11 protein-coding genes are annotated in these 13,670 nt (G+C 65.8%); 4 read left to right on the top strand and 7 right to left on the bottom strand.

Annotation, left to right across the window (positions count from 1 at the left end; all coding sequences use genetic code 11):
- Positions 1–149 precede the first annotated feature (149 nt).
- Positions 150–1,181 carry a 2'-deoxycytidine 5'-triphosphate deaminase gene (locus tag J2Y55_RS17100; protein WP_310155751.1) on the bottom strand — a complete coding sequence of 344 codons (1,032 nt, stop codon included), beginning with the start codon at positions 1,179–1,181 and terminating at the stop codon, positions 150–152.
- Between the two features lie 348 nt (positions 1,182–1,529).
- Here J2Y55_RS17100 and apaG point away from each other — a divergent pair, with 348 nt between their 5' ends.
- Together apaG and argE are read left to right on the top strand one after the other, a co-directional pair.
- The gene (apaG, locus tag J2Y55_RS17095; RefSeq protein WP_310155749.1) at positions 1,530–1,922 is read left to right on the top strand and encodes a Co2+/Mg2+ efflux protein ApaG; all 393 of its coding nucleotides are present in this window, start codon (positions 1,530–1,532) and stop codon (positions 1,920–1,922) included.
- A 44-nt stretch (positions 1,923–1,966) separates the two neighbouring features.
- Entirely contained in the window at positions 1,967–3,097 is a 1,131-nt protein-coding gene (argE, locus tag J2Y55_RS17090) for an acetylornithine deacetylase (RefSeq protein WP_310156300.1), read from the top strand.
- Between the two features lie 327 nt (positions 3,098–3,424).
- Here argE and J2Y55_RS17085 read toward each other — a convergent pair whose 3' ends face one another.
- The 3 genes from J2Y55_RS17085 to J2Y55_RS17075 are packed head-to-tail and all read right to left on the bottom strand — an operon-like array spanning position 3,425 to position 6,634.
- Positions 3,425–4,432: an Hsp33 family molecular chaperone gene (locus J2Y55_RS17085; protein WP_310155744.1), complete on the bottom strand. Its 1,008-nt coding sequence runs from the start codon at positions 4,430–4,432 to the stop codon at positions 3,425–3,427.
- A complete protein-coding gene (gene argF / locus J2Y55_RS17080) occupies positions 4,432–5,379 on the bottom strand; it encodes an ornithine carbamoyltransferase (RefSeq protein ID WP_310155742.1) in 948 nt (315 codons plus the stop codon). Before argF ends, J2Y55_RS17085 begins: the two co-directional genes overlap by 1 nt.
- 31 nt (positions 5,380–5,410) lie before the next feature.
- Positions 5,411–6,634: an aspartate aminotransferase family protein gene (locus J2Y55_RS17075; RefSeq protein ID WP_310155739.1), complete on the bottom strand. Its 1,224-nt coding sequence runs from the start codon at positions 6,632–6,634 to the stop codon at positions 5,411–5,413.
- 550 nt (positions 6,635–7,184) lie between these two features.
- Between J2Y55_RS17075 and J2Y55_RS17070 the strand changes: the two genes are divergently transcribed.
- Entirely contained in the window at positions 7,185–7,739 is a 555-nt protein-coding gene (locus tag J2Y55_RS17070) for a GcrA family cell cycle regulator (protein ID WP_103719162.1), read from the top strand.
- Between the two features lie 145 nt (positions 7,740–7,884).
- Here J2Y55_RS17070 and J2Y55_RS17065 read toward each other — a convergent pair whose 3' ends face one another.
- Positions 7,885–8,790, bottom strand: coding sequence for a hydrogen peroxide-inducible genes activator (locus tag J2Y55_RS17065; protein ID WP_310155737.1), 906 nt, complete (start codon positions 8,788–8,790; stop codon positions 7,885–7,887).
- Between the two features lie 189 nt (positions 8,791–8,979).
- Here J2Y55_RS17065 and katG point away from each other — a divergent pair, with 189 nt between their 5' ends.
- Positions 8,980–11,244 (top strand): catalase/peroxidase HPI, encoded by a 2,265-nt coding sequence (katG, locus tag J2Y55_RS17060; protein ID WP_310155734.1) that lies wholly within the window; start codon positions 8,980–8,982, stop codon positions 11,242–11,244.
- A gap of 144 nt (positions 11,245–11,388) precedes the next feature.
- Here katG and J2Y55_RS17055 read toward each other — a convergent pair whose 3' ends face one another.
- On the bottom strand, positions 11,389–12,438 hold the full coding sequence (locus J2Y55_RS17055; RefSeq protein ID WP_310155730.1) for an amino acid ABC transporter permease: 1,050 nt from the start codon (positions 12,436–12,438) through the stop codon (positions 11,389–11,391).
- The gene (locus J2Y55_RS17050) at positions 12,435–13,598 is read right to left on the bottom strand and encodes an amino acid ABC transporter permease (protein WP_310155728.1); all 1,164 of its coding nucleotides are present in this window, start codon (positions 13,596–13,598) and stop codon (positions 12,435–12,437) included. Before J2Y55_RS17050 ends, J2Y55_RS17055 begins: the two co-directional genes overlap by 4 nt.
- Between the last annotated feature and the right edge of the window lie 72 nt (positions 13,599–13,670).

Below are 13,670 nucleotides of genomic sequence, written 5' to 3'. Positions count from 1 at the left end.
ACGGGAAATATCAGCGGGCGTCCGATGGAAGCGGCTTCGAGCGAAGCGGAAGCTGGTGCGCGTGGAGGAACTGCTCTCACGCTTAGATAAGAGACGCATTCAGATTTCCGATGGGATCGCTGCGTGATCCCATCGGAAATCATCCGGCTTTAGAAGAACTGCTTCGCGAGCTTCAGCCCCTGGCCCTGATAGTTCGACTTGATCGACTGCCCATAGAGCTTGTCGGGGCGCTCGATCATGTTCTCGAAGACGATCGTGCCGACCCTCTGGCCATGGTCGAGCATGAACGGAACGTCGTGGCTCCGGATCTCGAGGACGATCTTGCTCTTGCCGGAGGAATCGGTGACCCGGCCGAAGAACGGGTCCAGGAAGCCGGCATAATGCACCCGTACCTCTCCGACCGCCGTGTCGTAGGCGACCATCTCGGCCGCCTCGTTTTCATTGATGACGATGTCTTCGAGCGAGGCCATGATGTAGAATTCGTCCGGGACCAGGACGAGCTCGCGCCGGCCCGGGCGGCATTTGATCGGCTCCCAGAAATCGTTCCGATCGTATTCTCCGACCTTTTGCAGGTCGATCAGGCCGGTGGTCTTGCGGGCCCGGTAGGCGATGACCCCGTCGGCCGCGGCGCCCTCCAGGTCGATGGAGACGGAGATCGACCGGTTCGCAGGCTGCGCTGCGTCGGCGGCGTGGTGGCGGAAGCGCAACTGGCTCAGCGTGTCGCCGGCGCGCGCGATGATCGGAAACGAGCGCGGCACGACCTCCGCATAGAGCGGCCCGTCATAGCCCGCCGGGATCTCGTCGAAGGACGTGCCGCCATCGGCGATCAACCGGACGAAGATGTCGAGGCGGCCTGACGAGCTCTTGGGATTGGCACGGGCGCTCGTATCCGCCCCCAGCGAGACGCGCTCCTGCAGCGGGATGATGTGGACGCAATTGCGCTCGAGCACCTGCGGCTTGGACAGGTCGACCTCATGCGTCGCGAGATCCTTGAGCCTCTCCGAAACCGCTTTGCCCTTGCCCGGCAGGAAGCTGGTCGGGACCCTGAACGCGGTGGCGCCGAGGCGCAGATCGAGGCTCGCAGGCTGGATCAGATCCTCATGGATCGGCGAACTCGCGCGTATGGTCCCGTCCGCGATCGCCGAGCGAATTGTCTGCGAAGGCCAAATTCCGTAATTCATACTCAGATGTCCGATGAAGGGCTTGGCTGAAGCTTACAGTGAAAACGCGGCGTATTCCGCGTTTTCGGCGCGGCCATCCACAGTGCTGTTTGGGTGTCTTGGCTGTTTGGGCGTCTCGACGCGGCAAATCGGCGCTTGAACGCGCCAGCCGGGTCTTGGATCGGTATCGCCCGGCCTGGCTGCCGGTGCTGTGAACCGCTCCTTGGGCGAGCATCCGGGCTTGCGCTTGCCTGTTCGGCCACGTCAGGATTGACGCCGCCGTTGCCCGGTTCATAACAGAAGCCTCGGCCTCGCCCGCCGGCCACGATCGGGCCGCGCGGCGCCCGCGCCATCGAGGGAGCCGTCACGATGTATCAAGCGGAGACGCATGGCGTGCGCGTGACCGCCGCGCCGAAATTCATGGAGGGGGAATCCTCGCATGAGCAGCGCCGCTATTTCTGGGCCTATTCCATCGAGATCGTGAATCTGTCGCTTCAGACCGTGCAATTGATGACCCGGCACTGGTTCATCACCGATGGCCGTGGCGAGGTTCATGAGGTGCGCGGCGACGGCGTCATCGGCCAGCAGCCGGTGCTGCGGCCGGGCGAGAGCTTCAGCTATACCTCCGGCTGCCCCTTGATGACGCCGGACGGCTCGATGAGCGGCTTTTATGCCATGCTCGGCGAGGACGGCGCGATCTTCGATGTGGTCGTGCCGCTCTTTCCGCTCGATTCGCCCTATGTGAAGAAGGTTCTGCATTGACTGCTTCCCCCCAGCCGACCGGGCAACGCTACGCGCCGCTCGACATGCTCGCCCGCCTCGTCGCCTTCGATACGGTCAGCCATAAATCCAATCTCGATCTGATCGCCTTCGTCGAGGACTACCTCGCCGGCTGGGGCGTTGCCTCCATACGCATCCCCAATGCGACCGGGGACAAGGCGGCGCTCTTCGCCACCATCGGCCCGCAGGATCGCGGCGGCGTCCTGCTCTCGGGCCATACCGACGTCGTACCGGTCGAGGGCCAGGCTTGGAGCCGCGATCCGTTCACGCTGCATGTCGAGGGCGGCCGGGCCTATGGCCGCGGCGCCGTCGACATGAAGGGCTTCATTGCGCTGGCGCTGGCGCTGGTGCCGGATTTCCTCGCCGCCGATCTCAAGACGCCGATCCATCTGTTCTTCTCCTATGACGAGGAGGTCACGTGCCTTGGCGTCGTCGACGGCATCGCGCGGATGGGTAAGGACCTGCCGCGGCCGCGCGCCGTCATCGTCGGCGAGCCGACCTCGCTCGACCTCGCCGACGCGCATAAGGGCATCCGCACCTTCTTCACCACGGTCACCGGTGTTGCGGCGCATTCGTCGAAACCGCATCTGGGCGCCAGCGCCGTCCATGCCGGCACGCGTCTGGCGGCCGGGCTGGTGGCGATGGCCGATGAGCGGGAAGGCAGGCTCGACCCGAGCGGACGCTTCGACCCGCCCTACGACACCGTCCATGTCGGAAAATTCCATGGCGGCATCGCCCGCAACATCCTGGCCGATCGCTGCGACCTGTCCTGGGAGGTGCGCACCTTGCCGGGCTCGGATCCGGAGGAGGCTCCGGCGCGCTTCAAGACCCTCTCGGACGAGGTTCTCGTCCGGATGCGCAAGACCGCGCCCTCGGCGACGATCGAGACGGTGATGAGCTCGGACGTGCCCGGCCTCGCGCCCGATCCGGGATCGGAAGCCGAGACGCTGGTGATGCGGCTCGCCGGCCGCAACAGCACCATCGCGGTCGCCTATGCCACCGAGGCCGGCCATTTCCAGCGCGCCGGCCTGCCCACCATCGTCTGCGGCCCTGGTTCGATCGACCAGGCCCATCAGCCCGACGAGTTCATCACGCTGGAGCAGTTCGCCGCCGGCGAGGCTTTCATGCGCAGGCTGCTGGCGGAATGCCGGATCTGACGGGGTCGTCCGTCTGAAGCAGAGGCGCGGGGAACCCTCTCCACCCCAAGTCGGATGTTTCCGACTTGGGCCACTCTAGCTGCCAATCTCGGGCAAGCCCGAGATTGGTGGGAGAGGGCAGGGTGAGGGGTAGGCCGTTTGACGCTGTAGCAGTGCCCTCACCGCTGCTTCGCTGTGAGGTTTCCACGTAACTGGTCCAGGGGCCGACACCTCACCCCTGCCCCTCTCACTGAACTCGGGCCTGCCCGAGTTCAGCACTCAGAGTGTCGAAGTCGGGTAGACCCGACTTCGATGCAGGAGAGGGGTTCTCCGTCGCGGTTCCAGCGCTTACTCCGCCGCCGGCGGCCCTGCCTCGACTTCCGACGCCTCAAAGGTATAGCGCCGCGAGCAGAATTCGCAGGTCACGCCGAGCGTGCCGTCATCGGCCACCATCGCTTTGCGGTCCTCGGCTGAAAAGCCGCGCAGCATGCCGAGCACGCGCTCGCGTGAGCAGCGGCAGGCCTCCTGCACCGCGACCGGCTCGAAGACGCGCGCACCGCGCTCATGGAACAGCCGGTAGAGCAGGCGCTCGCTCTCCAGCATCGGGTCGAGCAATTCATGGTCCTCGACCGTCTCGACCAGCGAGCGCGCCTCGGCCCAGGAATCGTCGCTGATGCCATCCGGGTCGGTGTTGGTCAGGATCTCATGGCCTTCAGGCGCATCGCCGGGATGCAGGTCGGCCGCGCGCAGCCGATCGGGCGAATGCGGCATGAACTGCACGAGCAATCCGCCGGCGCGCCATTCCCGGCCCGCGCCGGTGACGACGCTGCCGACGCCGAGCCGGATGCGGCTGGGAATCTGCTCCGACTGGCGGAAATACTGATGCGCCGCCTCTTCCAGGCTCTGCCGGTTCAGCGTGACGACGCCCTGATAGCGCGTGGTCTGCGAGCCCTGGTCGACCGTCATGGCGAGATGGCCTTCGCCGAGCAGGTCGCCGGTGCTCAGACTGCCCGAGGCCACGGCCTGCTCCAGCTTGGCCTCGTCGATATGCGCGACGGCGCGATAGGTGTCGGGCGCGTTGAAATCGACGACCATCATCGAGATCGGCCCGTCGCTCTTGGTCTGGAGCTGGAAGCGGCCCTCGAATTTCAACGCCGTCCCGAGCAGCACGGTCAGCGCCGCGGCCTCGCCGAGCACGCGCGAAACCGGCTCGGGATAATCGTGCCGGCCGAGAATGGTGTCGATCGAGGGGCCGAGCCGCACGACGCGGCCGCGCACGTCGAGGTCGGGCACGGTGAACGGCACCACCCGGTCGTCGAGCACGGCGACGCCTGCCCCCAGATCCTCAGCCGCCATCAGGCGGAGACTCCGCCGAAGCACCAGGCCAGGATGCCCTTCTGCGCGTGCAGGCGGTTCTCAGCCTCGTCGAACACAGCCGATTGCGGCCCGTCCATCACGGAATCGGTGACCTCCTCGCCGCGGCTCGCCGGCAGGCAATGCATGAAGATCGCATCCTTCTCGGCGCGGTCGAGCAGGCGGTCATCGACCTGGTAGGGCCGCAGCAGATTGTGGCGCGTGCCTTCCTCGTCGCCCATCGAGACCCAGCAATCGGTGATGACGCAATCGGCGCCCTCGACCGCCGCTTCCGGCCGCGTCGTCAGCTTCACCCTGGCGCCCTGGTCGCGAGCCCAGTCGAGCAGTGCCGGTGGCGGCGCCAATTCCTCGGGCGTGGCGATGGCCAGCTCGAAGTCGAGCCGGCCGGCGGCATGGACCCAGGAGGTCAGGACATTGTTGGTGTCGCCGGTCCAGGCGATGCGCTTGCCCTTGATCGGGCCCTTGCGCTCCTCGAAGGTCATGACGTCGGCCATGACCTGGCAGGGATGCTGGCGCTTGGTCAGCCCGTTGATCACCGGCACGGTAGCGTATTTCGACATTTCGACCACGGCGTCATGGTCGAGCATGCGGATCATGATCGCGTCGACATAGCGCGAGAGCACGCGGGCGGTGTCGGCGATGGTCTCGCGCTCGCCGAGTTCGATCTCCTGGCCGGTCACCATCATCGGCGAGCCGCCGAGTTCGCGGATGCCGACATCGAAGGAGACGCGGGTGCGCAGGGAGGGCTGCTCGAAGATCATCGCGATGACCTTGCCTTCGAGCAGGCGATCTCCGGCTGCATCAGGGGTGCGCCGGCGCGCCTTGATCTCTTCGCCGGCGCGCAGGATGGCGCGCAATTCCTTGGTCGAGAAATCGGAGATGTCGAGGAAATGGCGCGTCACGGGCGCTTCCTTCAGGTCGTGGGTCATGGCAGGTCGTGGGTCATCGAAAGAGAGGTACTTATTCGGCGGCGGGGCGCTTCAGCGTCGCCTCGACGCCGCGCGCCGCCTGATCGAGCCGCGAGACGGCCTCGGAGACCTCGGCATCGCTGATGATCAAGGGCGGCAGCAGGCGCACGACATTGTCGCCGGCGGCGACGACGAGCAGGCCGGCCGCCCGGGCCTCCGCGACGAAATCGGTGTTCGGCGTAACGAGCTTCAGCCCGAGCATCAGCCCCTCCCCGCGAATCTCCTCGATCACGTCGGGATGCTGGTCCTTGAGCTGGGCCAGCGACTGGCGCAACCGCAGGCTGGTCTGTGCGACCTTTTCGATGAAGCCATCGCCGAGAATGACATCGAGCACGGCGTTTCCGACCGCCATGGCGAGCGGGTTGCCGCCAAAAGTCGTGCCATGCGTGCCGAGCGTCATGCCCGAGGCCGCCTCTTCAGTCGCCAGGCACGCGCCCATCGGGAAGCCGCCGCCGATGCCCTTGGCGATCGACATGATGTCGGGCGCCACACCGGCATGCTCATAAGAGAAGAACTTGCCGGTGCGGCCGACGCCGGTCTGGATCTCGTCGAAGATCAGCATCAGCCCGTGCTCGTCGCAGAGCTCGCGCAGCTGCCGCAGCATGCGCGGCGGCACCGAGCGCAGGCCGCCCTCGCCCTGGATCGGCTCGATCATCAGGGCTGCGGTCTCGGGCGTAATCGCGGCCTTCAGCGCGGCCTCATCGTCGAACGGCACCTGGTCGAAGCCGTCGACCTTGGGGCCGAAACCGTCGATGTATTTCTGCTGGCCGCCGGCGGCGATGGTCGCCAGCGTCCGGCCGTGGAAGGCGCCCTCGAAGGTGATGATGCGATAGCGCTCGGGATGGCCCTTCGCCGCATGGTACTTCCGCGCCATCTTGATGGCGCACTCATTCGCCTCGGCGCCTGAATTGGTGAAGAAGACGCGCTCCGCGAAGGTCGCCTCGCAGAGCCGGCGCGCCAGCTTCTCCCCATCGGGCATCGTGTAGAGGTTGGAGGTGTGCCAGATCTTGCCCGCTTGCTCGGTCAGGGCCTTGACCAGATGCGGATGGGCGTGGCCGAGCGAATTGACGGCGATGCCGGCGCCGAAATCGAGATAGCGCGTGCCGTCACTGGTGATCGCCCAGGCGCCTTCGCCGCGCTCGAAGGCGACGGGGGCGCGGGCATAGGTCGGCAACAATACGGACGGGGCAGTGGAAACAGGAACGGCGGATGACATGGAGACGGTCCTCGCGACGGGGCGGTTGAGAACGGAAGGGCGCTGAGCTTGAACGACAATCTGGGCGCGAGCCGGCATCTTGCCAGCCTCATGCGACCCGACGGCGACGTTATCGTCGCAGCCAGTTCCCGATCTCTCGTCGCGCCGTCATCCGCATCGCAGGAGGACCCTGATCCGTCAAAAACATAAGCGCCGCCCAAAGGGGCGGCTCGACAGGGCTGACTATGCAAAAGCGGTTGGGCGCTGTCAATTGCGCCGCAAATGGATTCATGCCGCAACGTCAGCGTTGCCGAATGGATTCACTTGACGAGACATTCACGAATGGCCTGGGGAAAAGCCGTTTTCCGATTCGCGGACTCTTGTCGCCGAGTCCCGCCATCTTGTATGGTCTCGTCAGTCAGATACGACATCTCGTGCGGCGTCCCCTGTACCGTCAGTTCCGGGTTTAACAGCTTCCGTTGAGCAACGGACGCTGCCGGTCATGGATTCCGTCATGAGCCACCCTAGCCTGGACCCGAAAGGGGCTGGGCGGAGACGATAGGTGAAGCCGATGAACGAAGCCGGAGCATGGACGGAAGAACGCGTCGAGCTTCTCAAGAAGCTCTGGAGCGACGGCCTGAGCGCCAGCCAGATCGCGGGTGAGCTCGGCAGCGTCACGCGCAATGCCGTGATCGGAAAAGTCCACCGTCTCGGCCTGTCCGGACGGGCCAAGAACCCGGCCGCGGCGAGCACGCCGCGCGCCAGCACGCCGCGCAAGGCGCCGACCCGCTCGCCGAGCCATCCGATGGCTGGCGCTCATGCCGGCATGACGCGCGGCAACAACGCTCTGGCTCCGCAATATGCCGCCGAGGCGGACGCTGAAGCCGAGCAGGAGACGGTCCTCTCCGAGGATGTGGTGGTGCCGTTCTCCGAACGCGTCACCATCATGGACCTGCGCGAATATATGTGCCGCTGGCCAATGGGCGATCCGACGACGCCGGAATTCCGCTTCTGCGGCGGCCGTTCGCAGACCGGCATGCCCTATTGCACCTACCACTCGCGCATCGCCTACCAGCCGGCGGCGGATCGCAGGCGCGACCGCAGCAAAATGGCCGGACGGGGCTGAGGGCTCGATCGCAATCAGGCGCTCGGCTTCTTCGGCTGAGCGCCTCTAGACCATGCTGCTTCTGCTCGGAAACGCGCCGTCATCCCGGATCTGCCCGCTAACGCGGCTTGCCCGGGATGACGGCGCGTTTCCGCGTTTGCAGGCCCTATGACCGAGCGGCCCCGGCCGACAGGCGCACAGCTTCGGAAATCTGCGAAAACTGCTTGGAGAGCGGGCTCGTCTTGCGCCAGACCATGCCGATCGTGCGCGATGGCTGGGGTGGCTTGAAGCGTGTGACGGATACCGAGGCCGAGCGTGTCTCGACCGCCACGGCCATTTCCGGGATCAAGGTGACCCCCAGACCCGCATCGACCATCTGCACCAGTGTCGACAGCGAGCTTGCATCCAGCAGATCGCGCGACTGCACCGCACGCGGGTTCTTGTTGCAGAACGACAGGGCTTGCTCGCGAAAGCAGTGCCCTTCTTCCAGCAGCAGCAAACGCATTTCGCGCAGCGCTTCGGGGTTGGGAGCGGGCTTGCCCTCGTCCTCGCGCGGCCGGACCAGGACGAAGCTTTCCGTGAAGAGGGTGGTTTCGGTCAATGAAGGCTCCGATACCGGCAAGGCGACGATCGCCATGTCGAGCCGACCTTCATTCAGTTCCTGAACGAGCTTCGGCGTCAGCGTCTCCCTCACATGCAGGTCAAGGCCGTCATAGAGACGGTTCAGCTCGCCGATGAGGCTCGGCAGCAGATAGGGCGCGATCGTCGGTATCACGCCGATGCGCAGCCGCGCGACCAGCCCGCCGCGGGAGCTGCGCGCATAGTCTTCCAGCTCCTCGAGCGAACGCAGGATGTTTTTGCTGCGCAGGGCGATCTCTTCACCGAAGCTCGTCAAGCGAAGCTGACGCCTGTCTCTCTCGAAGAGCTCGGCGCCGAGCTCTTCCTCGAAGGCCTTGATCTGCATCGAGAGGGCCGGCTGGGAGATGGCGCAGCTCTCCGCCGCGCGTCCGAAGTGACCGTGGCGTGTCAGCGCCTCGAAATAGCGCAGCTGCTTCAGTGTCAGGTTCGTCATAATCTCAGCTTATCGCTACAATCAGAAAATCGGAATTAATATAATGAAACTCCTTTGCTAAGAGGCTCTCAGCGGCGTTCCGCGCGTCCGACCCTCACTCGTCCATCAGGCCACCGGATCGCATGCCTGAGCACCGATCTGCTTGTCGAGAGAACCGCGCAACCGGCGTAACGTGAACTGGAGAGAAGCATGAATGCGAAGACTGAAGCGGGCGCGGGAAAATGCCCGGTCGCTCACGGCGCCAGCGGCACCCAGAGCCGCGACTGGTGGCCCAATCAGCTGCGCGTCGATCTGCTGAACCAGCACTCGTCGAAATCCGACCCGCTGGACCAGGCCTTCGACTACCGCCAGGAATTCGGCAAGCTCGCCTATGAGGAGCTGAAGAACGACCTGCGCAAGCTGATGACCGACTCGCAGGACTGGTGGCCCGCCGATTTCGGCCATTACGGCCCGTTGTTCATTCGCATGGCCTGGCATAGCGCCGGCACCTATCGCCTCGCCGACGGCCGGGGCGGCGGCGGCCGCGGCCAGCAGCGCTTCGCCCCGCTCAACAGCTGGCCGGACAATGTCAGCCTCGACAAGGCGCGCCGCCTGCTCTGGCCGATCAAGCAGAAATACGGCCAGCGGATTTCCTGGGCGGACCTGATGATCCTCGCCGGCAACGTCGCGCTCGAGACCATGGGCTTCCGTACTTTCGGCTTCGCCGCTGGCCGTGCCGACACCTGGGAACCCGACCAGGATGTCTACTGGGGCCGTGAGACCACCTGGCTCGGTGGCGATGTGCGTTATGCTCACGGTTCGGAAGGCGTGGCGAAGCCTGCCGACGAAGCCGTGCTGGTGTCGGACGATGACGCCGACGGCAAGGTGCATTCGCGCAACCTCGAAAACCCGCTCGCCGCAGCGCAGATGGGCCTGATCTACGTGAATCCGGAAGGCCCGGACGGCAATCCCGACCCATTGCTGGCCGCCAGGGACATTCGCGACACCTTCGCCCGCATGGCGATGGACGACGAGGAGACCGTGGCCCTGATCGCGGGCGGCCACACCTTCGGCAAGACCCACGGCGCCGCCCCGGCCGATAATGTCGGCCCCGATCCTGAAGCCACGGATCTGGAAGCGCAGGGCTTGGGCTGGCACAACCGCTTTGGCTCCGGCCGAGGCGGCGACACCATCACCAGCGGCATCGAGGTCACCTGGACGCAGACGCCGGCGCAGTGGAGCAATTTCTTTTTCGAGAACCTGTTCAAGTTCGAATGGGTGCAGACGCGCAGCCCCGCCGGCGCGATCCAGTGGGAAGCCAAGGACGCCGAGGCGGTCATCCCCGACGCCCATGATCCGTCGAAGAAGCACAAGCCGACCATGCTGACGACGGACTTGTCGCTGCGCTTCGACCCGGCCTATGAGAAGATCTCGCGCCGCTTCCTGAACAACCCGCAGGCCTTCGCCGAGGCCTTCGCCCGCGCCTGGTTCAAGCTGACCCATCGCGATCTCGGCCCGCGTTCGCGCTATCTCGGGCCGGAAGTGCCGCGGGAAGAGCTGACCTGGCAGGATCCGGTTCCCGCCGTCGATCATCCCCTGGTCAATGACGCCGATGTCGCCGCGCTCAAGGCCAAGGTCGCGGCCTCGGGCCTGACGGTATCGGAACTCGTCGGCACGGCCTGGGCCTCGGCCTCGACCTTCCGTGGCGGCGACAAGCGCGGCGGCGCCAATGGCGCGCGCCTGCGCCTGGCTCCGCAGAAGGACTGGGAGGTCAACCAGCCCTCGCAGCTCGCTAGGGTGCTCAGGGCGCTCGAGGACATCCAGATCGCCTTCAACCGGGAAGCAAGCGGCGGCAAGACGATCTCGCTGGCCGACCTGATCGTGCTCGCCGGCAATACCGGCGTCGAGCAGGCGGCGAAGGCTGCGGGCCACGATGTGACCGTGCCGTTTGCGCCCGGCCGCACCGACGCCTCGCAGGCGCAGACCGACATCCATTCCTTCGAGGTCATGGAGCCGGCCGCGGACGGCTTCCGCAACTACCAGAATGCGGCGCTCAAGGTCCCTGCCGAGGCGGTGCTGATCGACAAGGCGCAGTTGCTGACGCTGACCGCGCCCGAATTGACCGTGCTGATCGGCGGCCTGCGTGCGATCAACATCAATGTCGGCGGGGCCACCCATGGCGTCCTGACCGACCGGCCCGGCGCGCTGACCAACGACTTCTTCGTCAACCTGCTCGATATGGGGACGCAGTGGAAGGCCGCCTCCGAGGCCAAGGACGTGTTCGAGGGCACCGACCGCAAGACCGGCGCTCCGAAATGGACCGGCACCCGCGCCGACCTCGTCTTCGGTTCGAACTCGGTGCTGCGCGCCTTGGCCGAGGTCTATGCCAGCGCCGACGCCAAGGAGAAGTTCGTCAAGGACTTCGTCGCGGCCTGGACCAAGGTGATGAACCTCGACCGCTTCGACCTGGCCTGATCCAGGCGAGAAAGACCTTCAGCGGCCGCCCCTCCGACGGCCGCTGAAGCGCATACGAGCCAGGCTTCATACGCGCCGAATTCTTGCGCTCCGAATTCTTGCGCTCCGAACCTGGCGGCCCGATGAAGACGGGCCGTGCAGGCTTCAGCGTTGCATCTGCCTGCCGCGACGCTCCAGCGCCCGGCTCCAGCGCGACAGGCCGTAGCAGATCAGCCAGTAGATACTGCCGGAGAAGACATAAGCCTCCATGTTCATGCCGACCCAGGCCGGGTCGGCGAGCGAGGCTTGCGCGATGCCGAGCAGATCGAGGATCGAGACCACCAGCACCAAGGTGGTGTTCTTCACCAGCGCGATGAACTCGTTCGTCATCGCCGGCAGCGAGATGCGCAGCGCCTGCGGCAGGATGATCAGCCCGGTCGCCTTCCAATAGGTCAGACCGAGCGCTGTCGCCGCCTCGCGCTGGCCCGAAGGCAGCGCCTGCAGGCCGCCGCGCACCGCTTCCGCCATATAGGCGGCGATGACGAGGCCAAGCCCGATCACCGCGCGCGCCAGCCTGTCGATGCCGACGCCGCTCGGCAGGATCAATGGCAGCAGGAGCGAGGCCAGGAAGATCACCGCGATGATCGGCACGCCGCGCCAGAATTCGATGAACAGGATGCTGACGAGGCGGATGACCTTGAGCTCGGATTGCCGCCCGAGCGCGAACAGGATGCCGAGCGGGATCGCGATCAGGCTGGAATAGACCGAGATGAACAGGGTCAGCATCAGCCCGCCCCATTCGCGCGTCTCGACCGGCCTGAGGCCCAAGCCTCCGGCCAGGAGCCAGATGCCGAGCGGCGGCAGGATGACGAGAGAGAACAGGCCGAGCCGCAATTGCAGGCGCTTGGGCGCGAAGACGATGGCCACGACCGAGAGCAGGAACAGGATGCCGGTCAGATCGACGCGCCAGCGCTGGTCGGTCGGGTAGAGCCCGTACATGAACTGGCCGAAACGGGCGCGGATGAAGACCCAGCAGGCGCCGCCGGCCGTGCAGTCGCTGCGCGACGTGCCCGCCCAATTCGCATCGATCAAGGCCCAGCGCAGGAACGGCACCGCAATCCAGGCGATGCAGAACGCGATGACGAGCGTGCCGAGAGCCGTCGCGGGCGTGCCGAACAGGCGCTTGCGCCAGAGCGGAAGGGTGGTTTCACTCATCGCGTCACCAGCGCGATCCTGGCATTGTACCAGTTCATCAGGGCCGAGACGGCGAGCCCGATGACGAGATAGACCGCCAGCGTCATGGCGATGATCTCGATCGCCTGGCCGGTGTTGTTCAGCGCCGAACCCATGAACAGGCTGACCACGTCGGGATAGGCGATGGCCGCGCCGAAGGAGGAGTTCTTCAGCACGTTGAGATACTGGTTCGTCATCGGCGGCATCATCACCCGCAGCGCCTGGGGGATGGTGACGAAGCGCAGGATCTGCCCGCGTCGCAGGCCAAGCGCCGAGGCGGCTTCGGTCTGGCCATGCGGCACGGCCTGGATGCCGCCGCGCACGATCTCGGCGATGAAGCCCGCCGTGTAGGTCACCAGCGCCGCCAGCAGCGCGACGAATTCCGGGATCACCACGAAGCCGCCGCGATAGTTGAAGCCGCGCAGGATGGGGATGTCCCAGCGCGTCGCCAGGCTCGCCCAGGTGATGGCGAGGACGGGAAGCAGGATGACCAGCACGAGACCGATGGCGACGACAGGCGCATCGCGGCCGGTGCGCTCCTTGCGCCTGCGCGCCCAGAACGCGACCAGCCACTGCGCCAGCCAGGCCAGCAGGATCGCAGCCAAGGCCCAGCGGAAATTGGCGGGCGCATCCGGCAGAGGGATCGTCAGCCCGCGATTGTTGAGGAAGGCGATGCCGAAGACGCTCAGGCTGTCGCGCGGCGCCGGCAGCGCGGCGATCACGCCGAAATACCAGAACAGCACGAAGAACAGCAGCGGGATGTTGCGGACGAACTCGATATAGGCCCCAGCCAGCGTCGAGAGCAGCCAATGCGACGACAGCCTTGCGATGCCGAGCACGAAGCCGAGCAGCGTCGCCAGCACGATCGCGATCACCGTCACCAGCATGGTGTTGGCGACGCCGGCCCAGAACAGGCCAAGGATGTTGTCGGCCTGGGTATAGCTCGTCAGCACGAAGGGAACGTCGATGCCGGAGCTGCGCCAGAGGAAATCGAAGCCCGAGGCGATGCCGGCCTTGACCATGTTCTGCGAGGCATTGCGCACGAAATAGATGGTCAGGGCGACAAGCCCGACGATGAGCGCGAGCTGGTAGATCCAGTCGCGCACGCGCTTGTCGTTGATGAGGGCGAGGGCTCTGGTCACTGTGTCTCGGCTCGCATGCTCTCTTCGTGAAGCGCCGAGTCGTCCCGGGCGCAGTGAAGCGTAGACCCGGGA

The organism is Allobosea sp. BE125 (assembly GCF_031456075.1).
Lineage (GTDB): Bacteria > Pseudomonadota > Alphaproteobacteria > Rhizobiales > Beijerinckiaceae > Allobosea.
This window is presented reverse-complemented; position numbering and strand designations above follow the sequence as displayed.